The 20,939-nt window shown below is 35.7% G+C and carries 17 protein-coding genes; 8 read left to right on the top strand and 9 right to left on the bottom strand.

The genetic code is table 11. From position 1 onward, the window contains the following. The first annotated feature begins 43 nt into the window (after window positions 1-43). The 6 genes from rpiB (at window position 44) to HMPREF9071_RS05460 (ending at window position 6,170) form a co-directional block, all read left to right on the top strand. A complete protein-coding gene (rpiB, locus tag HMPREF9071_RS05485) occupies window positions 44-466 on the top strand; it encodes a ribose 5-phosphate isomerase B (RefSeq protein WP_009745600.1) in 423 nt (140 codons plus the stop codon). Window positions 467-487: 21 nt separating this feature from the next. Next, on the top strand, window positions 488-1,510 hold the full coding sequence (pheS, locus tag HMPREF9071_RS05480) for a phenylalanine--tRNA ligase subunit alpha (RefSeq protein ID WP_009745599.1): 1,023 nt from the start codon (window positions 488-490) through the stop codon (window positions 1,508-1,510). Between the two features lie 35 nt (window positions 1,511-1,545). Continuing rightward, window positions 1,546-2,298, top strand: a complete 753-nt coding sequence (locus HMPREF9071_RS05475) for a YoaK family protein (protein WP_009745598.1) — start codon at window positions 1,546-1,548, stop codon at window positions 2,296-2,298. Window positions 2,299-2,369: 71 nt separating this feature from the next. Beyond that, window positions 2,370-3,065: a nucleotide exchange factor GrpE gene (locus HMPREF9071_RS05470; RefSeq protein ID WP_009745597.1), complete on the top strand. Its 696-nt coding sequence runs from the start codon at window positions 2,370-2,372 to the stop codon at window positions 3,063-3,065. Between the two features lie 21 nt (window positions 3,066-3,086). Then, a complete protein-coding gene (gene dnaJ, locus HMPREF9071_RS05465) occupies window positions 3,087-4,208 on the top strand; it encodes a molecular chaperone DnaJ (protein WP_009745596.1) in 1,122 nt (373 codons plus the stop codon). A 57-nt stretch (window positions 4,209-4,265) separates the two neighbouring features. Then, window positions 4,266-6,170 (top strand): S9 family peptidase, encoded by a 1,905-nt coding sequence (locus tag HMPREF9071_RS05460; protein ID WP_009745595.1) that lies wholly within the window; start codon window positions 4,266-4,268, stop codon window positions 6,168-6,170. A gap of 137 nt (window positions 6,171-6,307) precedes the next feature. On the opposite strand, the gene HMPREF9071_RS05455 is transcribed toward HMPREF9071_RS05460, so the two are convergent. The 5 genes from HMPREF9071_RS05455 to HMPREF9071_RS05435 form a co-directional block, all read right to left on the bottom strand. Continuing rightward, the gene (locus HMPREF9071_RS05455; protein ID WP_009745594.1) at window positions 6,308-6,724 is read right to left on the bottom strand and encodes a CBS domain-containing protein; all 417 of its coding nucleotides are present in this window, start codon (window positions 6,722-6,724) and stop codon (window positions 6,308-6,310) included. A 152-nt stretch (window positions 6,725-6,876) separates the two neighbouring features. After that, on the bottom strand, window positions 6,877-7,539 hold the full coding sequence (locus tag HMPREF9071_RS05450; protein WP_009745593.1) for a protein-L-isoaspartate(D-aspartate) O-methyltransferase: 663 nt from the start codon (window positions 7,537-7,539) through the stop codon (window positions 6,877-6,879). A gap of 6 nt (window positions 7,540-7,545) precedes the next feature. Continuing rightward, complete coding sequence (locus tag HMPREF9071_RS05445) at window positions 7,546-10,257, bottom strand: AsmA-like C-terminal region-containing protein (RefSeq protein WP_009745592.1); 2,712 nt, start codon at window positions 10,255-10,257, stop codon at window positions 7,546-7,548. A 26-nt stretch (window positions 10,258-10,283) separates the two neighbouring features. Then, window positions 10,284-11,039, bottom strand: coding sequence for a carboxypeptidase-like regulatory domain-containing protein (locus HMPREF9071_RS05440; RefSeq protein ID WP_009745591.1), 756 nt, complete (start codon window positions 11,037-11,039; stop codon window positions 10,284-10,286). A 136-nt stretch (window positions 11,040-11,175) separates the two neighbouring features. Beyond that, complete coding sequence (locus HMPREF9071_RS05435) at window positions 11,176-12,894, bottom strand: DEAD/DEAH box helicase (protein WP_009745590.1); 1,719 nt, start codon at window positions 12,892-12,894, stop codon at window positions 11,176-11,178. A gap of 879 nt (window positions 12,895-13,773) precedes the next feature. On the opposite strand from HMPREF9071_RS05435, the gene HMPREF9071_RS05425 reads away from it, so the two are divergent. After that, entirely contained in the window at window positions 13,774-14,640 is an 867-nt protein-coding gene (locus tag HMPREF9071_RS05425; protein WP_009745588.1) for a helix-hairpin-helix domain-containing protein, read from the top strand. Window positions 14,641-14,702: 62 nt separating this feature from the next. Beyond that, window positions 14,703-15,782 carry a mannose-1-phosphate guanylyltransferase gene (locus tag HMPREF9071_RS05420; protein WP_009745587.1) on the top strand — a complete coding sequence of 360 codons (1,080 nt, stop codon included), beginning with the start codon at window positions 14,703-14,705 and terminating at the stop codon, window positions 15,780-15,782. Window positions 15,783-15,786: 4 nt separating this feature from the next. Here the strand turns inward: HMPREF9071_RS05420 and HMPREF9071_RS05415 are convergent, their stop codons facing one another. From HMPREF9071_RS05415 to HMPREF9071_RS05400, 4 genes are all read right to left on the bottom strand, one after another. Next, window positions 15,787-16,902 carry a glycosyltransferase family 1 protein gene (locus HMPREF9071_RS05415; protein WP_009745586.1) on the bottom strand — a complete coding sequence of 372 codons (1,116 nt, stop codon included), beginning with the start codon at window positions 16,900-16,902 and terminating at the stop codon, window positions 15,787-15,789. Beyond that, the gene (uvrA, locus tag HMPREF9071_RS05410; RefSeq protein ID WP_009745585.1) at window positions 16,899-19,739 is read right to left on the bottom strand and encodes an excinuclease ABC subunit UvrA; all 2,841 of its coding nucleotides are present in this window, start codon (window positions 19,737-19,739) and stop codon (window positions 16,899-16,901) included. Before uvrA ends, HMPREF9071_RS05415 begins: the two co-directional genes overlap by 4 nt. Window positions 19,740-19,923: 184 nt before the next feature. After that, window positions 19,924-20,604, bottom strand: coding sequence for a trimeric intracellular cation channel family protein (locus HMPREF9071_RS05405; RefSeq protein WP_009745583.1), 681 nt, complete (start codon window positions 20,602-20,604; stop codon window positions 19,924-19,926). 3 nt (window positions 20,605-20,607) lie between these two features. After that, window positions 20,608-20,910 carry a co-chaperone YbbN gene (locus tag HMPREF9071_RS05400; RefSeq protein ID WP_009745582.1) on the bottom strand — a complete coding sequence of 101 codons (303 nt, stop codon included), beginning with the start codon at window positions 20,908-20,910 and terminating at the stop codon, window positions 20,608-20,610. Window positions 20,911-20,939: the final 29 nt, after the last annotated feature.

The following is a 20,939-nucleotide window of genomic DNA, read 5'->3' as shown; positions in this document are numbered from 1 at the left end:
AGTAGTAAAAAAAATGTAACTTTGCACCCTAAAAGACAGACTAATGAAAATTGTTATTGGAAATGATCATGCAGGTACACTTTACAAGAAAGCAATTGTTGATTACCTATTATCGAAAAACTATCAAGTAATAAATGTTGGCACTGATGATACAAAGAGTGTAGATTACCCTGATTTTGCTCATCCTGTAGGAGAGATAATGGATAAGGGAGAAGCTGATTATGGAATTGTTATCTGTGGTAGTGGAAATGGAGTAGCTATGACCGTGAATAAACATATTAAAGTGCGTTGTGCCTTATGTTGGACTAAAGAAATTGCTTCTTTAGCTCGCCAACATAATGACGCTAATGTAATAGCTATTCCTGCACGTTTTACTGCTCAAGAACAAGCTATAGAAATAGTGAAAACTTTCCTTATGACGGATTTTGAAGGAGGTAGACACTTACGTCGAATAGAAAAAATATAACCACAACGAAATTAGCTTTTTATGATTATAGATAAGATAAAGGAACATATTGCTCGAGTAGAGGCTTTTACTACTGAGAAGAAAGAAGAATTAGAACAATTCCGTATTGAATACTTTGGGAAAAAAGGATTACTTAATGAGTTTTTTACTCAATTTAAGGAAGTACCTAAGGAAGAAAAGAAAAGTTTTGGACAGATTATCAATGAATTGAAAAGCAAAGCAGAAGCTAAGATCAATACTTTAAAAGAGAAGATGAATGGTCAAGATTTGACTATACAAAACAATAATGACCTTACACGTCCTGCTTTCCCTATTACTATAGGTGGGCGCCATCCTATTTCATTAATTAAGAATAGGATTATTGACATCTTTTCTAATATTGGTTTTAGTATAGCTGAAGGTCCTGAAATAGAAGATGATTGGCATAACTTTACTGCCCTCAATTTACCCGAATATCATCCTGCTCGTGATATGCAGGATACTTTCTTTATACAAACTAATCCTGACATTCTACTTCATACCCATACTAGTTCTGTGGAGACCCGTTATATGGAAGCAAATCGTCCTCCTATACGTATTATTGCTCCTGGTAGGGTCTATCGTAATGAGGATATTTCAGCACGTTCTCACTGTCTCTTTCATCAAATAGAAGGGTTGTATATAGATAAGAATGTTTCTTTTGCTGATCTAAAACAAACACTTATATATTTTACTAAGGAAATGTTCGGGAAATCCAAAATCCGATTACGTCCTTCTTATTTTCCCTTTACTGAACCTAGTGCTGAGATGGATATCTATTGGGGACTTAATAATGAAATTGATTATAGAATCACTAAAGGAACAGGTTGGCTTGAAATTATGGGATGTGGAATGACAGATCCTAATGTGCTAACAAACTGTCAAATTGATCCTAATGAATATAATGGATTTGCTTTTGGAATAGGAATAGAACGGGTAGCCATGCTTTTGTATCAAATAGGAGATATTCGCACTTTTTATGAAAATGATATACGTTTCTTGGAACAATTTAAAAGTTCTATATAAGTTTTGTTTTCTGAGAAACTCTAATATTTTTCATAATGTTTAGGCATCAGGGCAAAAAGCGTTCTGCTAAAAACAACTTAGAAATAGCTGTAGTACTTTCCTTTGTGGCAGGTATAGTCAATGTAACAGGTTTTCTTTTTTTAAGTAGATTAACAACTAATGTAACAGGACATTTTGCTTTTTTTATCTATGATATGTCCATAGCTGAGTTCTGGAAAGGAACAATCTACTTATTTTATATCGTTTGTTTCCTTTTGGGATCTTTTACTTCTGGATGGCTTATAGAAGATGCTAATTATTATAAAAAACAAAATAAATACTTTCGCCCAACCTTATTGGAGTGTTTAGTATTAGGATCGGTAATTCTGTTGAACTATATTTTTGAAGAATTTCCGCACGAAGCAACTACTTTTATGCTTCTTTATGCTATGGGATTACAGAATTCTTTTGTGACTAAAATTTCTAATGCAACGGTACGTACTACGCATCTTACAGGACTCTTTACGGATTTAGGCATTGAACTATCTCAGCTTTTCTATTTAAGAAGAAATAATTATTTAGAACAAGAAAAAAAGATAAAAAATAGTATTAAGTTACGTCTTTTTATTGTTATTTTCTTCTTTTTAGGAGGCTTTTTTGCAGGTTTTGCGTATGTAGAAATGAGCCTCGGACTCCAAACTTTATTTTTTGCTATAGTTATCCTCTTGTTAGGGCTTTACTATGATGATTTACGTTTCAGATATAAAAAGAGAAAGCATAGGAGATATCATAGAAAAAGAGAAAAATAGAAATTCTGCCATTTTGTCATTTTTTATATTTGGCAAAGTTTTTGATACAAAATTTAAAAAAATTGAGGACAATGATTATAGAACATACCCATAATACTAATAGTGATTTTTATACTGATGGAATACATGATGAAGAATTTCAAGATGCTGAAATTATAGATGAAGAGCATGATAGTAACCCTGTTCATCAAGAGGTCAATGAGGAGCCATTAGTTGTAGAGCCAGAAAATTCTGTTGAAGAAAATATTGATTTAAGAGATAATACACTTGAGCCTGACTTTTCCGGAAAACAATTTGATAACACTGCGGAAGCAGATGAGGCAATTTCCATCTTAGAAGCTGAACTCCATAAGGAAAAAGATAAATTCACTCGTCTTTTTGCGGAATTTGAAAATTATAAGAAACGAACAACCAGAGAACGTATAGAGTTATTTAAATCGGCAGGACAAGATGTCATACAGGCTATGCTCCCTATTTTAGATGATTTTGATAGAGCCTTAGTGGAAATCTCAAAATCAGGTGATGAAAACTTATTAAAGGGTGTAGAGCTTATTCATAGTAAATTCTTTAAAACACTACAATCAAAGGGATTGGAAGAGATCAAGGTCTCTGTTTCTGACCCCTTTGATAGTGAAATTCATGAAGCTATCACCCAAGTAGCTGCTCCTTCACCAGAATTGAAAGGGAAAATTATTGATGTAATAGAAAAAGGATATAAGTTGGGGGGTAAAATTATTCGTTATCCTAAAGTAGTTGTGGGACAATAGTCCTTTTGGTTAATGTTTTAGATGAAAAGAGATTATTACGAAGTATTAGGTGTTAGCAAGAATGCAAGCACTGCTGAGATAAAAAAGGCCTACCGTAAAAAAGCTTTGGAATATCATCCTGATAAAAATCCAGGAGATAAGGAAGCCGAAGAAAAATTTAAGGAAGCAGCTGAAGCTTATGAGATATTAAGTGATGAGCAAAAACGTGCTCAATATGATCAGTTTGGACATGCTGCCTTTGAAGGTAGTACGGGTGGTGGTTATAGTAGTACTATGGAAGATATTTTCCGTAACTTTGGGGATATCTTTGGTGGGCACTTTAGCGGTTTTGGTGGTTTTGGTGGTTTTGGTGGTGGAAACTCACGCTCTTATCGTGTAAAAGGAGGTGACTTACGTATTCGAGTAAAACTCAATTTGGCTGATATTGCTACAGGAGTTGAAAAGAAAGTAAAAGTACAGCGAAAAGTTAAGGCTGAAGGAGTTACTTATAAAACATGTAGTACCTGTCATGGTAATGGTAGTATTATTCGTGAAGTAAATACTATTTTAGGTCGTATGCAATCTTCTTCTCCTTGTCCTACTTGTGGAGGAAGTGGAGAGGTGATTGACAAGAGACCTGATGGAGCTGATTCTCAAGGGCTAAAAAATATAGAAGAGACAGTATCTATTAAGATTCCAGCAGGAGTAATGGAAGGAATGCAGTTAAAAGTTCCTGGAAAGGGAAATGATGCTCCTGGTAGTAATAGTATTCCTGGTGATTTATTAGTTATTATTGAAGAAATAGAGCACAAAACCCTTAAGAGAGAAGGTGATAACCTTCATTTAGATCTTTATATAAGTATGCCTGAGGCTGTTCTAGGAACTTCAAAGGATATAGAGACCGCAACTGGGAAGGTACGTATCAAATTAGAAGAAGGTATTCAATCAGGAAAGATTCTTCGGCTTAAAGGAAAAGGGCTTCCTAATATTAATGAATATAGTACAGGAGATTTGTTGGTACATGTAAATGTTTGGACCCCTAGAACTCTTACTAAGGAACAGAAAAGTTTTTTCCAAAAAATGTTGGAGGATGATAACTTTACCCCTCAGCCTGATAAAACTGAGAAAAGTTTTTTTGAAAAAGTCAGAGATATGTTTTCCTGACTAGTGAATTGGTTATTTTCCTAAAAATCATGAGAAAAATTTCTAATTATATATATCATGAGAAAAATTATACTAATACTAGCATTATTTATGGTGTATAGTACGTATTCACAGCAATTGCTTACTCCTGAGAAATTATGGGAGTTACATCGTGTGAGCGGTATTGGACTCACTTCTGACAAAAATTATGTACTCCTAAGCGTTACCACACCAGATATCGCTGAGAATTCTTTCAAAAAGGAGTATTATAAGCTCGCTGTAAAGGGAGGAAAACCAATTCCGATCACCAAAGAACAAATGGAGAACTTAACTACTAAGTTCAACGCAGACAAGAGTTTTAAACTATTCGACAAGACGGTAAAAATCAACTCTGTACTTGCTAAGGATTTTTATAAAGATTTGGGAAAATCCTCTGGGAGGATCTATGAAGGATTAGATCATCGCCATTGGGATAAATGGAATGAGGGAACTTATAATCATGTGTTTATAGAAAATATAGCTACAGGAGTACAAACGGATATTATGCAGGGATTACCCTATTATTGTCCTCAAGAACCCTCTGGAGGTCCTGAGGATTATATATGGAGTAATGATGGAAAACAAGTACTTTATGTGACCAAAGCTAAAGTAGGTACTCAGTATGCAGTAAGTACTAATACTGATATTTATCAGTATGATATAGCTAGTAAGACTACAACCAATCTCACAGAAGGTATGATGGGGTATGATACAAATCCTTCTTTTAATAAAGATGGAGTACTTGCATGGCTAAGTATGAAAGAAGATGGTAATGAAGCTGATAAGAATGACTTATATATTCTTCAAAATGGAAAAAGAATAAATATTACAGCCACTTGGGATAATACTGTATTCAGTTATATATGGAGTAATGATGGAAGGAAAATATATCTTACTGCTGCTATTGATGGGACTCAACAGATTTTTGAAATAGAACCTTTTGCTAAAAATCCCTTTCCAAAGCAGATTACTAAGGGAATTTTTGATATCAATGATATTATAGGGCAGTCAGGAGACTTACTTATTGTAAGTCGTACAGATATGAATAGAGCTACAGAACTTTATACTGTAAATTTGCGTGGAAGAAAATCCAATTTGGAGGTAAGGCAACTTTCCCATGTCAATGATGATTTATATAAGAATATTGCCAAATGTCCAGTAAAGGAACGTACTGTAAAGACCTCTGATGGTAAGGATATGCTAGTGTGGGTAATGTATCCGCCCAATTTTAATCCTAAAAAGAAATACCCCACTTTACTCTTTTGTGAAGGAGGTCCACAGTCAGCTCTTACTCAGTTCTATAGTTTCCGTTGGAATTTTCAGTTAATGGCTTCTCAGGGGTACATAGTAGTAGCACCTAACCGACGTGGTATGCCTGGACATGGGGTGGCTTGGAATGCTGAAATTAGTGGTGATTGGGGAGGTCAACCTATGCGTGATTATCTTGCTGCTATTGATGATATATCCAAAGAGTCTTATGTAGATACCTCTCGCTTGGGAGCCGTAGGGGCTAGTTATGGAGGATATTCCGTGTATTATTTGGCTGGTATTCATAACAAGCGTTTTAAAACGTTTATTGCTCATTGTGGTGTATTCAATACTCGAAGTATGATTGGTACTACTGAAGAAATTTTCTTTAATAATCATGAGTTCGGAGGTCCTTACTGGGATAAGAATAATTCTATAGCTCAGAGGACATATACTGAATTCAATCCTCTTGAAAAGGTGAGTGCTTGGGATACTCCTATTCTTATTATTCATGGAGGAAAGGATTATCGTGTACCTGAGGAACAAGGCTTTCAGGCTTTTACTGCATCTCAACTTAGAGGTGTTAAGAGTAAGTTACTATACTTTCCTGATGAAAACCATTGGGTGCTTCAACCTCAAAATGGATTGTTCTGGCAACGTACCTTCTTTAATTGGTTAAAAGAAACACTCCAATAGAAATAATCTTTTGTGATATAGATAAGGCTGCTCAAAATGAACAGCCTTATCTTTTTACTTTAGAAGAGGAAATAAAGAAATCAAGATTTTTTATATTGGTCAACTTCTTTATTCAAATTAAAAACTCTGTCTCTTGATTAGTATTGTTCTAGAAGATACTTAAGTAGGTCAGTAGTTGTAAGCATTCCTATCAAATTACCATTATCAGTAACAGGAAGAGAATGGAAAGTCTGTCCTGCTAGAATTTCCGCAGCTTCTTTTATTGTGGTATCAGGAGAAATAGAAAGAGGTACCTTAGCCATTACTTGTGGAATAGTGAACATATCATACACAATACTGTCTACATGCTTTTCATCATCAGAAAGGTCAGCAAAGCTAATACGAAGCAAATCTGTAAGGCTTAATACTCCTATGAGTTTATGACCTTCCACCACAGGAATATGACGAATATTGTGTTTTTTGAATAATGCTTCTGCCTCATACAATGTTTGTGTAGGGGTCAGGGTAACTATGTCCTTGGACATAATTTGAGAAACAGGAACTCTTTGTTTCATATCTTACAAATTTTATAGATTACTTCCTTTTATCCTACAAAGGTAATGAAAAACATTTTAAAAATTACAAAAAATTTATTTTTATTTTCTGTTTTTTATTTGTAATTTTGCTTGATTTACCTTTTTTCAATTTTTACTCCTTATTTTTTCATTTATCTTATTCTTGTCTGTATTTTTTCTAGCATAGGAACAAAACCGAAAGTTCCATATTCTTCTTTACTGAATTCAGTAGGAGAAAGCCTTACAAGAACGGTCATAACCTGTTCTCCTTTTCCTATAGGAATAACTATTCTTCCTCCTATTTTAAGTTGTGCTAAAAGTTCTTTAGGTACTTCAGGAGCCCCTGCTGTTACCAAAATGCGATCATAAGGTGCTTGAGGTAAATATCCTCTATACCCATCTCCTAAGAGCATTTTCTTAGGGATATAACCCATTTTTTCAAAGAATATTTTAGTTTTTTTGAAAAGTTCTTGTTGTCTCTCTATAGTATAAAGTTCTACATTTAGGGTTATCAATACAGCTGACTGGTAACCACTTCCAGTACCTATCTCAAGTATTTTCTGTCCTTCTCTCACCTGTAGTAATTCAGTCTGAAAAGCTACTGTATGAGGACGCGAAATTGTTTGTCCTGCATCAATTGGGAAAGCAATATCCTGATAGGCTTTTTCTTCAAAAATACTATCTAAGAATAAATGACGAGGAATAGTTCGTATTGCTTGTAATACTTTTTCATCAGAAATGGGATAGTGTTCTCGTTCTTGAAGTTGCTGTACCAGAAGATTTCGCATCCCCTGATGCCTTGCTGTATCTTTCATTTTAGCTTATTTCTTCTGCTCTTGGGTATTTTCTTTTTTCTTGAAAAGTCCATCCAAAAGGCTGTTTACTGCCTTTTTAGCTTGGTCTTTAGGAGCTTGTTGTTGGGTTTTAGTAGAGTCAGTCGGATTAGCTGAAGTTTTATTACCCCCTATAAGTTTGCCTATAGCATCGGTTGCTTTATTCATTGCATCTCCTCCTATTTTTTCTGTAATTTTATTGGTTACTTCATTGGTTACTTTATCCATCACTTTATCAGTAAGTTGATTAGCTTGTGCTTTAGCTACTTGTAAGGCGAGATTGTTGACCACTTGTTTTATATCAGTAGAAACTTGTGGTTTAGCAAAATTTCCTCCCAGGTTCACATTCACTGGTATGTCTCCTAACTTTTGTTGCTCAGTTACTGTAAGTTTTGCAAGAAGGGAAGAAGCATCTTGACCTAGCATTTTAGCTGGCACATTAAAGGTAAGTTTATAGTCCATAGACTGGTCAAAGCCATGAGTTCCAGCTACATTAATGGTACTATTATTCCACTTGATAGTAAAAGGTTTCACTACTACACGACCATTTTCAAAAGTTATGCTTGCTTTGAGGTCTTTAAGATTAAGTTTGGAAAGGTTAAGTTGATTGAATTGAGCATCTAAGGCAGAAACTAAAGGAGAGGCTTGCTTCACATGGCTATCCAATAATGATGCAGAAATATTTCCAGAAATTGAATTTATATCAGGAGTAAGCTCCGAAGTAAGTTTCCCTGTTACATTTATTTTAGAACTGAAGAATCCTTCTACAACTTTAGCAATGGGCATAATTTTTTTAAGCATTTCTATCTGAGAGAAAGATTCCATTACATTAAGTCTAGTCATATCCAAGTCCACAGCAAAAGTAGGAGTATCTCCTCTGGTAGAAACGTTACCTGTAACAGCAGTCTTTCCACCAAAGATATCCGTTTGTAGGTTTTGTAAACTCACTTTTTCATCTTTGACGATGAGTTTTCCGGAAACATTATTTAAAGTAAGATTATCATAGAGGACACTTTTTGCTTTTGCATCCAAAGTACAATCTAAGAAAGCAGGAATTTTGATAGATGTATTTCCTGAGGTAGCAGATTTAGTTTTTTCAGCCCTGTCTTCTTGTTTAGAAGTTTCGGATGGAGTATCAGTTTGCATAAAATCACCAACATCTATATGATTGGAGGCAAGGCTAAAATTTCCTTTAAGTACTTCATTTCGAAGGGTAAATCCGTAGAAATTTTCAAGTATTCCTTTTATATTAAAGTCTGTTTTTCCTGTTTTGGCACTGAATTCAGTGAGTTCTATTTTGCTATTATTAAAAGAAAGTCCTGCCTTTTCTATATGAAAAGGTTGGAGAAACCCAGCTCCTGAATATACGAATTTCTCCAAAGAGGCTTTCCCTGAGTTTTTGATACGCTCATAAGCTTTTTTCTCTACTGAAGCCATATCAAAAGCAGTGGTAATATCTGCTTTGAGAATTCCCTTTAGATCTAAATCCATCTTAACAGGATAAGCTTTTTGAACATTTTCTAAATTTATAGTTCCTCTAAGATCAGCATTCACAAGCATATTTTCGGTAAGATTCCTAAGGAGTGCTTTTACAGAAAAAGCATCTTGATCAATAGTAAAGGAGAATCGATTGATATTCATATAAGTATCTTCCATTTTTTCAGTATCATTACCTATCTTAATATCTATATCAATATTCCTCACCGATTTGGGCAAAGACGGATACTTAAAAGAAGCATTATTAGATAGCATCTGAATATCAAGTTTAGGAATAGAGGTAGAGGTGTACTTACCTGCTATTTTCCCATCAATAGTAAATTCTCCTGTGGTTTGTACTCCCTCTATACTCTTAGTATAAGCAGTAGGAATCAAATCTAAAAAATTCTTAAAAGTAGTTTTGGGAGTTTTAAAGGAAAGGTCATAGAGTTGTCCATCATCTAAAAGTTGTACAAAACCATTGAAATTAAGTTCTAAGTTATTTAACTTCAAAGTATTATTCTTTAAAGTATATTTTTGTTGATTAAGATCTATTCCTAGGATAGCATCTAATGAGACTACGTTGTTGCGTAAGAAAGCAGTACCATCAGAAGCAAAGGATACTTTTGTTACTGTGGTAGTTTCTAAGTCAAGTATTTGTTCAGCAAAATTTCCTTTCCCTTTGTGATAGAGACTATCAAGCACTACACTCATTTTTGAGGTATCATCTTTGAAGGTAAAGCGCAAATTCTCAATGCTATACTCTTTCAAATCAAAAGATAAATTATTTGGTTCCTCATTATCAGGAGTTTCAGAGGTGTCCTTGACGATATCAAAGTTACCTTTTCCTTCCGAATTCATACGTATATTAACCACTGCATCAGCAATAGAGAACCCCAGAAGCCTATAGGGTTCATTATCTTTTTTAAAAAGGATATCTTTAAGATTTACTTTGGCTTGAAAATTTCCCACATAAGCTAAAGTGTCACCTTCAAAAGGAGCATTGTTAATAACCTTTAGTCCGCCTAATTCTACAGTGGCATTAGGAAAATTCTTAAATATACTGAGAGAGAAATCAGTGAAGCTCACTTGTGCATTTACACTTTCGTTCACTTTCTCCATGATTTTTTCCTTTATCGTATTCTTAAAAAGGAAAGGAATGGAAACAATGGTGAGTATCAATATTAAAAAGATAATACCAACAATTTTTAAAATCTTTTTCATTTTATTTATTTTTAATAATTAATTTTCTATTTATTCAAAAGTTTATATTCTTCATAACATTGGGTAAGGGCATCTAAAAACTGTAAATCATTAGAGTTCTTTATAAAATCCTTAGAATAATTACAATGGCGAAGTAAATCCTCTAACTTATCCTTTTCAATTCCCAGTATTTCAGAGAGCGTTTCTCTATCATATTTTCCATTAAGAATATTACGAATCTCATCATTCTGTTTCATTTTCTTGAGCTTACGTAAGTCTTTTGCTCTACCACTGAATGCTCTATAAAGTAATCCTGCTGGATTGAAAATAGATCCTACTACTTTTTCAGTTACATTAGGTTCTCGTGTTCTAGGCTCATAGCCTAAATCCAATCCTGAAATGCTATATTGTCTATTAGTATTAATAGGCATATATTTAGCATCTATCTCTAAGTACCCTGTTAGACGATAAGGAGATATAACTACCTCCTCCAAAGCATACGCTAACTCAGTAAGTCCTATACGCGTACCAGGAAACTTAATCATATCTTGAGTTACTTTAATTTTGATAGATTTAAAACCTAAATAAGAAAAGTGTAAAGTATCATTTACCGAAGCCCGAATGGCAAAGTCCCCTTTAATATTGGTAACAGCTCCTCGTACTTGATTAATATTCAGAATATTTACATTATCTAAAGGCAAATTTGTCTTAGTGTTAAAGACATTTCCTCGCATGATCGTCTCCTCCTGAGCATATCCTATAAGGAAAAAGATAAAGAAAAAAATCAGAAAAATATTTTTCATAAGATATTTATTTTCAATTAATTATCAATAAAGGTATAGAGGTAAAAAATTTGCCGTAAAAATAGAAAAAATACGGGACATCTGCAATTATTATCCCGTATTCTTTATTTCTTCTTGACTATTCTTGTCCCTTATTTCATTTTCTCCTTTTTCTTTTAGAGAAAGAGATAGCAGAGGAATCCTTACTCCTACTTGCTCTCCTTTTATCTCCTTTATGGAGAAGTTTCTTATCTTTTCTATCTTTTTTACTCTTTCCTTTGGAGGATTTCTGTTGAGAAATTTCTATATGGATAGCTCTATTATCCATTTTAAAGTTTGAAAAAGTATCTAATACTATTTGAGTCATTTCTGCCTCAGTATTGAAGAAGGAAAAAGTATCCTTTACATCTACTTTGAAAATATCATTTTTACCCAATCCAATATTCTCTCTAAGAAAATCCTTAAGCAATCGCCAATCATAACCATCTCGCTCCCCTATATTAATAAAATAGCGTGTTTCACCTTCTGTAGAAGAAAATTTTTCTCCAGAGGACTCTGCATTAAGGTCCTTGGATTTACTATAGTAGTTATAAAACCTATTGAATTCTACGGCTACCATACGTTGGATAAGTTCTTCACGATTAAGATTATTTAATACATCGTAGATAGCAGGGAGATACTCATTAACCGCAGGATTCACTTGGGTATCCTTGATTGTATTAGCTAAGTGATAGAGCTGTATCTCACAGATTTCCATACCACTAGGAATAGTCTTGTATTCGAAAGTCTTTTGAATAATTCGTTCAATGGTCTTGATACGCTTGGTTTCACTTTTAGTTAAGATAACCATGGAGACCCCTGATTTTCCTGCACGTCCTGTACGTCCGCTGCGATGGGTGTAAGTTTCTATTTCATCAGGAAGTTGATAGTGGATTACGTGAGTGATATCATCTACATCTATTCCTCGAGCAGCAACATCAGTAGCTACAAGCATCTGAATCTGCTTGGCTCGGAAGCCTTTCATAACCAAATCACGTTGGTTTTGACTCAAGTCACCATGTAGAGCAGCTGCATTATAACCATCTTCTATGAGTTTTTCAGCTACCGCCTGAGTATCACGTTTTGTACGGCAGAATACGACAGAGAAGATAGAGGGATTAGCATCAGCAAGCCTCTTGAGAGCCTCATAACGCTGACGACCATTAACAATGTAACATTCGTGGAGTACATTGTCGGAAGCTTGATTTTTGTGTCCTATAGTAATTTCTTTAGGATGATGCATAAATTCTTTAGCTATCTTAGCTACTTCAGTAGGCATGGTAGCAGAAAAAAGCCAAGTATTCTTTTCCCTGGGTGTTTCTGCTAAGATAGCTCGAATATCCTCATAAAACCCCATATTAAGCATCTCATCGGCTTCGTCAAGTATACAGTAGTTAATATGAGTAATGGAAACAAACTCTCTACGCATCATATCCTGCATACGTCCAGGGGTGGCCACGATGATATGTGCCCCTTTCTTTAGGTTACGGGCTTGTTCCTCTATGCTTGCTCCTCCGTAAATCGCTACAATATGCACCTGTGGCATATACTTAGCATATTGCTTTAACTCGGAAGCTATCTGCAAACATAATTCACGAGTAGGTGCCAAGATAAGCCCTTGAGTAATATGTTCTGTAGGGTTAATGAGATGAAGAAGTGGAAAACCAAAAGCAGCGGTTTTCCCAGTTCCTGTTTGTGCTAATGCTACCATATCGGTAGGGACAGCAAGCAACACAGGTATAGCGGCTTGTTGTACCTCAGACGGACGCTCGAAGCCCAAGTCATCAATTGCTTCGAGTAGGGGTGCGCTTAGCCCCAATGTTTCAAATAAATTCATACAAATTGTAATAAGGCGCAAAGGTAGAAATTAATTTATGTGTAATTATTAAAAAAATACTAAAATTAAAAATTAAATTTTAATTATTTCATTAAGATTACTTGTTATAGAAAATACTGTCTTATTAATAAAAATTTTATCTAATTAAAAATAATAAAAACCATATAGTATATAGATTTATTATATCTACAAGCTATTTAGAATTACCATTTTCTATGAGTTATCTAAAAATCAATAAAATAAGTAATTTCAGTAAGTGAAGTTATCATGTTTAGTAACTATTTTATTAACCAACTACTTATGGTGAAATATTATAATTTTGGAAAAACATATTGGTCATGTTTTATTAATCAATTTCTTTTGGAAACAAAAATAGATGATATCAAACTATATAGTTATTTAACTTTTTTAACAAATATAGACAAGGAATCATTTGTTTTTGTTATCTTTGCTGAAAAAGATTATTTATATGACTATTCAAAATTTTAAAAATTTTGTTGATGAAGCGATTATGAAAGAAGGAAAAGAATATTTCGATAAAGATAAGGTTATTTCCTTGGAAGAACTCGAAAAAGGACTATAGGTAGCCTCTGTAGAAGATACTCAAATTTACGAAATAAAAGTACTATTACATAAGAATACTGATTTTAAAGAAATTACAAATAATTATATAAGGAAAACGCAACATTAAATTAATAATCGACCAAGAAAAATTTTAGGATTTGCAAAAACAAAGGATTTATTTTATAAATTTGTAAGCCAAAAAATTACATTTGCTGGTTGAATTAACAGAATAAAGGAATTTATCTCTTCTCTTGCTTTTCTATTATCTTTTTTGTAAATTTGCTATCTCTTAGTGAAAATTCATATAATTATTAAATGAAACAATCTATCTCAGGTTTCTCTCAATGGAATAAGCAACAAAGACGAGGTGTTTTAGGACTCATTACCTGTTGCATATTACTACAAATAACTTATTCCATGATAGATATTATTCCTTCTACGACATCTTCTCAAGAGAATTTCATAGCTTTCCAGAAGCGAATTGACAGCCTAAAAGCACAAGAGAAGAGCAAACAATATACACTAAATCCCTTTAACCCTAATTTTATCTCTGATTACAGAGCTTATATTTTAGGTATTTCTGCTGAAGAACTTTCTCGCTTACAATCCTTTAGAGAGACAGGTAAGTATGTCAATTCTGCCAAGGAATTCCAAAAGGTAACAGGTGTCTCTGATTCACTCTTAGCCACTATAACACCATTATTTAAGTTTCCTGATTGGGTAACTAAGAAAAAAACAGGTTACCCCAACTCCTATGACAACAAGCCCACGGCAAAGATCATCAAGAAAGACCTCAACACCGCTACAGCCGAGGATTTATTACCTATACGAGGAATAGGAGAAAAACTCTCTGAGCGTATTGTAAGATATCGTGAACGTTTACATGGTTTTTCTTCCCGAAAGCAACTTAATGAAGTATATGGGCTTTCCGAAGAAGTCATTACAGAAGTATGGAAATATTTTGACTTACTTACTCCTGCACAAATTAGTAAAGTAGATATCAATCTCGCTTCCAAGAAAGAACTCTCTAAGGTACCTTATCTTAACTATAAAGAGGTAGAAAGCCTGCTTATATTCCGTTCAGAAAAGGGAATAATCCATTCGTTAAATGAGTTACAATCTATAGGATACCCTGATGAAAAAATAGAACAACTCAGTTGGTACCTGAAAATAGAAAAATAGCTAATTTTCTTTGTCCAATTAGTTAATATATTGTATTTTTGCGCTTTATTATTTCAAATTCTATGAATAAGAACCATTATGCCATTATCATGGCGGGAGGTATTGGCTCTCGCTTTTGGCCTGTAAGTACTTGGGCTTTTCCTAAGCAATTTCATGACATGCTGGGTACTGGACAGACGCTCTTACAGCGCACTTATCAACGCTTAGCTGATTTTATTCCTAAGGAAAATATTCTTATCTCTACCAATGAAATTTATAAAAACTTGGTAAAAACACAATTAGCAGATATTTCCGAGGAAAATTTGGTCTTGGAGCCCTCCATGCGTAATACGGCTCCTTGCATCCTCTATGCTACTATGAAAATTCAAAAGCGCAATCCCAATGCGGTCTTTATTGTAGCTCCTTCTGACCACTGGATAGAACAAGAAGACGAATTTCAGGACAATGTAAAAAACTGCTTTTCCCTATGTGAAACACAGGATATACTAATGACCTTGGGGATCAAGCCCACCTTTCCTAATACAGGTTATGGCTATATACAATATGATAAAACTGACCCACAGCCCAGCAAAAAAGTACTTCAATTCACTGAGAAACCTGATTATGAGCGGGCTAAACAGTTCCTTGCGGAAGGAAACTATCTATGGAATGCAGGAATCTTTATCTGGCATACTGAGAGTGTATTAAGAGCCTTTAAGAGATTCCAACCTCAGTTATTTTCGCTCTTCAAGAAAGGAGAAGCTGTTTATAATACCCCTGAGGAATGGTTATTTATCAAGAATAATTATGGAAAAGCAGAAAATATATCGGTAGACTATGCCATTATGGAGCCCTCTGACAACATCTATGTGTATCCTGTAGGGTTTGATTGGAATGACTTGGGTACTTGGGGCTCTCTACATGAGAAATTGGCTAAAGATTCCAATAATAATGCTGTGGTCAATGCCCTTACCTTGTTCAAAAATGCTTCTGATAATATCATTCGTACTGATACTAACAAAGTGGTAATTGTAGATGGTATAGAAAATTATATCATTGTAGATACCGCTTCAGTACTGATGATTTATCCTAAGGAAAAAGAACAGAGCATCAAAGAACTGTTAGGCGAAGTCAAAGAGAAATTTGGTAATAACCTCTCTTAGCCTCTTAGGAAATCAACTCTTGATATACCTTCAAAAGATTTTCACAGACCTTTTCGTCTGTGAATTTTTGCGCATAACTATAGCCTACCTCTTTCATCTGCTGCATACGCTCAGAAGAAGCGAGAAGTTGATCTATTGCCAGCCTTATCTCCAAAGCAGTATGTTCAGTAGGATTTACATAAATGCTGCCACTACCTCCCGCCTCCTCAAAGCAACTTCCTTTAGAGGTAATTACTGGCGTTTTGGAAAAGAGGGCTTCTATGATAGGAATACCAAACCCTTCAAAAACAGAAGGATAGCAGAATATAGTAGCTATTTGATATATCATAGCCAACTCTTGCATAGAAACATCAGAAAGTACTCGCACTTGTGATTGCATATCATTTTCCTTGCAATAAGCCTCTACTTTCTCATAATAAGCAGTCTTTTTCCCTACCATAATCAGCGGTAGGTCAGTACCTTTGAGTGCCTTTACAATCTCTAAGGCATTCTTTCTCGCCTCTATAGCTCCTACATTCAGTACAAATCGGTCAGGTAAGGCATATTTCTCTCTTACTTGATCTTTTTCCTTCTCCGTATAGGTTTGTTTAAAGGCAGCATGACACCCCTGATAGACTACTGATATTTTATTAGGATCTATATGAAAATAATCTACTATATCCTGCTTAGTTTGCTCGCTGATAGCGATGATATGTTGTGCTTTCTGGGCGGCATAGCGAAACTTTAGGGTATGTATCTTCCTATCAAAAGCACTGTACCACTGAGGAAAACGCAAGAAAATAAGATCATGTATGGTAACTACCGTAGGTACATATTTATATATGCCTATAGGTATCTCCCCTGAAAGTCCATGATAGATATCAAGTCGTTCTTTTTGGGCAAGAGTTGTGATATAAAAAAGTCTCCAAAGACTCTTAAACCGCTTCCAAAAGAAGCCTTTGGGATTGATCTCAGTGGTCTTTTCCGTCATCTTTACCCCTAAAAATTTCCTTTTTAAAGGATTAAAAAGCATCAATTCCATATCCGTTCTCTCTTGCAAGATACGAATAAGGTCGCGGCTGTAGTTACCTAAGCCTCGTAAATTATGGAAAGCCCGCTTGGCATCAAATCCTATTCTCATCTTTTTGTCTTTAAAACCTCTTTCAAAAACTTAGCTGTATAGCTCTTCCTATTCTTAGCTACTTCCTCTGGAGTACCCATAGCCACTACCTGTCCCCCTCCTTTACCACCTTCTGGCCCCATGTCTATTAGGTAATCCATCATCTTAATAACATCTAAATTGTGTTCAATGATAAGCACTGTATTTCCTTTTTCGGTGAGCCTGTTAAGCACCTCCATAAGGATTTTTATATCCTCAAAGTGCAGTCCTGTAGTAGGTTCGTCCAATATATAAAAGGTATTGCCTGTATCACGCTTGGAGAGCTCCGTAGCGAGCTTGATACGCTGTGCCTCTCCTCCTGAGAGCGTAGTAGACGGCTGTCCTAAGGTGATATAACCCAACCCTACTTCCTGTATCGTCTTGAGCTTTCTATAGATTTTCGGAATAGGTTCAAAGAAGGCTACTGCCTCGTCTATAGTCATAGCTAGTACATCGGCTATAGATTTCCCTTTGTAGCGAATTTCAAGGGTTTCTCGGTTAAAACGCTTACCATGACAGGTCTCACATTCTACCAAAACATCGGGAAGAAAGTTCATTTCAATCACCTTCATACCACCTCCTTCACAAGTCTCACAACGACCGCCCTTAACATTGAAACTAAAGCGTCCAGGTTTATAGCCACGAATCATAGCCTCTGGAGTATGGGAAAAGAGGTCTCGTATTTCCGAAAACACACCCGTATAGGTAACAGGATTGGAACGAGGAATACGTCCTATGGGAGATTGATCTATATCAATCACCTTATCAATATACTCTAAACCAACGATTTGCTTATAGGGCATTGGTTTTTTAAGCGCATTGTAGAAGTGTGCATTGAGGATGGGATAGAGTGTTTCATTAATTAAGGTAGATTTTCCAGAGCCTGACACCCCTGTTACCCCAATCATCATACCCAAAGGGAATTTCACTGATACATTCTTTAGGTTGTTCCCCGTACATCCTATCAATTCTATAAAATATCCATTACCTTTGCGACGCTCCTGAGGTACCTCTATGGCTCTTTCTCCATTAAGATAAGAAGCCGTCAGGGTATGTGTCTGAAGCATCTGCTGGGGGGTACCAGCAAAGATTACCTCTCCCCCACCTTTACCTGCCTTAGGACCTATATCTATCACATAGTCAGCGTGGAGCATCATATCGGCATCATGCTCTACCACCACTACAGAATTTCCTATATCGCGAAGCGATTTAAGAGAATTAATAAGTCGTTCATTATCACGCTGGTGTAGACCTATACTGGGTTCATCCAAGGTATAGAGTACATTGGTGAGCTTGGAACCTATCTGGGTAGCCAAGCGAATACGTTGTGCCTCTCCTCCTGAAAGGGTTTTGGAGCTTCTGCCTAAGGAAAGATAATCAAGTCCCACATCCAAGAGAAAACGCAGGCGCTCACGAATTTCCTTGAGAATCTCATGAGCTATCTTCTTTTGGCGAACAGAGAGTTTCTCAGGCAGGATATCAAACCACTGCATAAGCTCAGCTATGGACATAGCTGAAAGTTCTGCTATGTTTTTATCAGCAATACGAAAATATAAAGCTTCCTTGCGCAAGCGAGAGCCACCACACTCAGGACAGGTCTTTTCTTCCATAAAATCCTTTGCCCAACGCTGTATAGAGGCACTACTTTCCATATCTTGGTATTGTTGTTCTATAAAATTAACAATTCCATCAAAATCAATAGAAAAATCACGAGTAATCCCCATCACTTCAGACTTTTCAGAGAATTTTTCCTTTCCCCCGAAGAGTATCATATCTATGGCTTCCTTGGGGAGTTTCTCTACAGGATCAGAGAGCTTATGTCCAAACTTCCTAAGTATGGTTTCCAATTGCTGGAATATCCAAGTCCTCTTTTCGGCTCCTATAGCGGTAATAGCACCCTGCTTGATAGAAAGCGACATATCGGGAATGAGCTTGCTCAAGGTTACCTCTTGTATGGTACCCAGTCCATTACAGTGCGGGCACATCCCTTTGGGAGAGTTAAAAGAGAAGGTATTCGGCTCAGGTAAGGGGTAAGAAATCCCCGTGGTAGGACACATAAGGTTACGGCTGAAGTAACGAGGTGTCTCGTTCTTATCGCTTAATATCATCAGGATCCCATTACCATGTCGCATAGCTGTTTGTATACTTTCGGATAAACGACGCTGGGTAATATCATTGTTCTTTATTTCTAAGCGGTCAATCACCACCTCTATATCATGGGTTTTGTAGCGATCCAGCTTCATTCCGTACTCTATTTCACGAATCTGCCCATCTACACGTACTTTGAGGAAACCCTGCTTGGCGATTTGCTCAAAGAGTTCGCGATAGTGTCCCTTGCGCGATTGTACTATAGGCGCTAAGATATGAATTGCCTTGCCCTCATACTCTTGGAGAATAAGCTCTTGTATCTGGCTATCGGTATAGCTAACCATTTTTTCGCCTGTGCGATAGCTATAGGCATCGGATGCACGGGCATAGAGTAGACGTAGAAAGTCATAAATCTCGGTAATAGTCCCCACAGTAGAGCGAGGTGACTTGGAGGTAGTTTTCTGCTCAATGGCTATTACCGGAGAGAGTCCGTCTATCTTATCCACATCAGGGCGCTCCAGTCCTCCTAAAAACTGGCGGGCATAAGCTGAGAAGGTCTCTATATAGCGACGTTGTCCCTCGGCATAGATTGTATCAAATACTAAAGATGATTTCCCACTCCCTGACAGCCCTGTTACCACCACTAGTTTATAACGAGGAATCTGTACATCTATATTTTTTAAATTATGCACTCTTGCTCCTTGTACTATAATATTCTTATCCTTTTTCATTCAGTTATAAATAGCGGACAAAGTTAATTGTTTTTTTCAGAATTTCCTTACTTTTATTTTAAAAAATTTTCCTAAAAAGAAAAAGCTACTCACTTTTGTCTTGTAAGCTTCTCCAAGAGAATTTGCCCAATCAGGACTAAAGATAAGTAGTTTCTATTTTTATATAAGGAAAAAGAAAAATCTTTTAGCCTAAGAATTTTGGGAGTTCCCAATGATATTTTACGGAAAGCATACGCACAACAATAACTACACAAATGGTAATAAAAACCACCCATGCATGATATTCTGCCATAATACCATTAAGTAGAAAGTATACTGTACCTCCAGCCACACAGGCTGTTGCATAGATTTCTTTTTGGAAAATAGCAGGCATTCTATTAGCTAAAATATCACGTATTACTCCTCCAAAACTCCCTGTCATAGTTCCTAAAACAATAGCTATCGTTGGAGAAAGATCATAACGAAGTGCTTTTTCTAATCCAATAATAGTAAAAACTCCCAACCCAATAGCATCAAAAAGTAACAGCCAATAACTCCAGTGAGCCGAAAACTTAGTCTTGAAAAGTAAAGTGAAAACTACACTTACTCCTATCATAAAGATATACATGAGGTTCTTCATCCAAAAGACAGGAGTACTCCCTATCATAACATCACGGAGTGTACCTCCCCCTACTCCTGTAACGAAAGCTAAAATAAACATTCCAAAAACATCCATACGTCGTTCTAAACCAAGCAAAACACCGGAAATTCCGAAAACAAAAGTTCCTATAAGATCCCAAAGATAAATAGGATCTGAGGCTATTGTCTTAATCTCTTGGCTTAGAGAAGTAAACCCTTCACCAAGACATGAAATCATTTCATTCATTTTCTATAATTCTATAAAAGGTTTTATTGCACTGATAAGGTTAGTACTAGGTTGCAGAGCTTCAGTGCGCCATACGAGTTCTCCTTTGTGGAAAATCATATAGGTGGGAATCCCATTAATTTTTAGCTTTTGGGTAAGTTCCTTGTTTTTATCAATATCAATCCTAATCACACGCACAGCCTCTCCTAAAGAATCGGCTACTTGCTGAATAGAATCAATGGCATCTTTAGCTAAATAATGCCATCCTGCATAAAAAACAATAAGCACAGGCTTACTAGTGCTGATTATATCTCCAAATACTGACATGTTATTCTTCTTTTATCTTTCAGATTTTC

This window comes from Capnocytophaga sp. oral taxon 338 str. F0234, assembly GCF_000192225.1.
In the GTDB taxonomy this organism is placed as follows: domain Bacteria; phylum Bacteroidota; class Bacteroidia; order Flavobacteriales; family Flavobacteriaceae; genus Capnocytophaga.
This window is presented reverse-complemented; position numbering and strand designations above follow the sequence as displayed.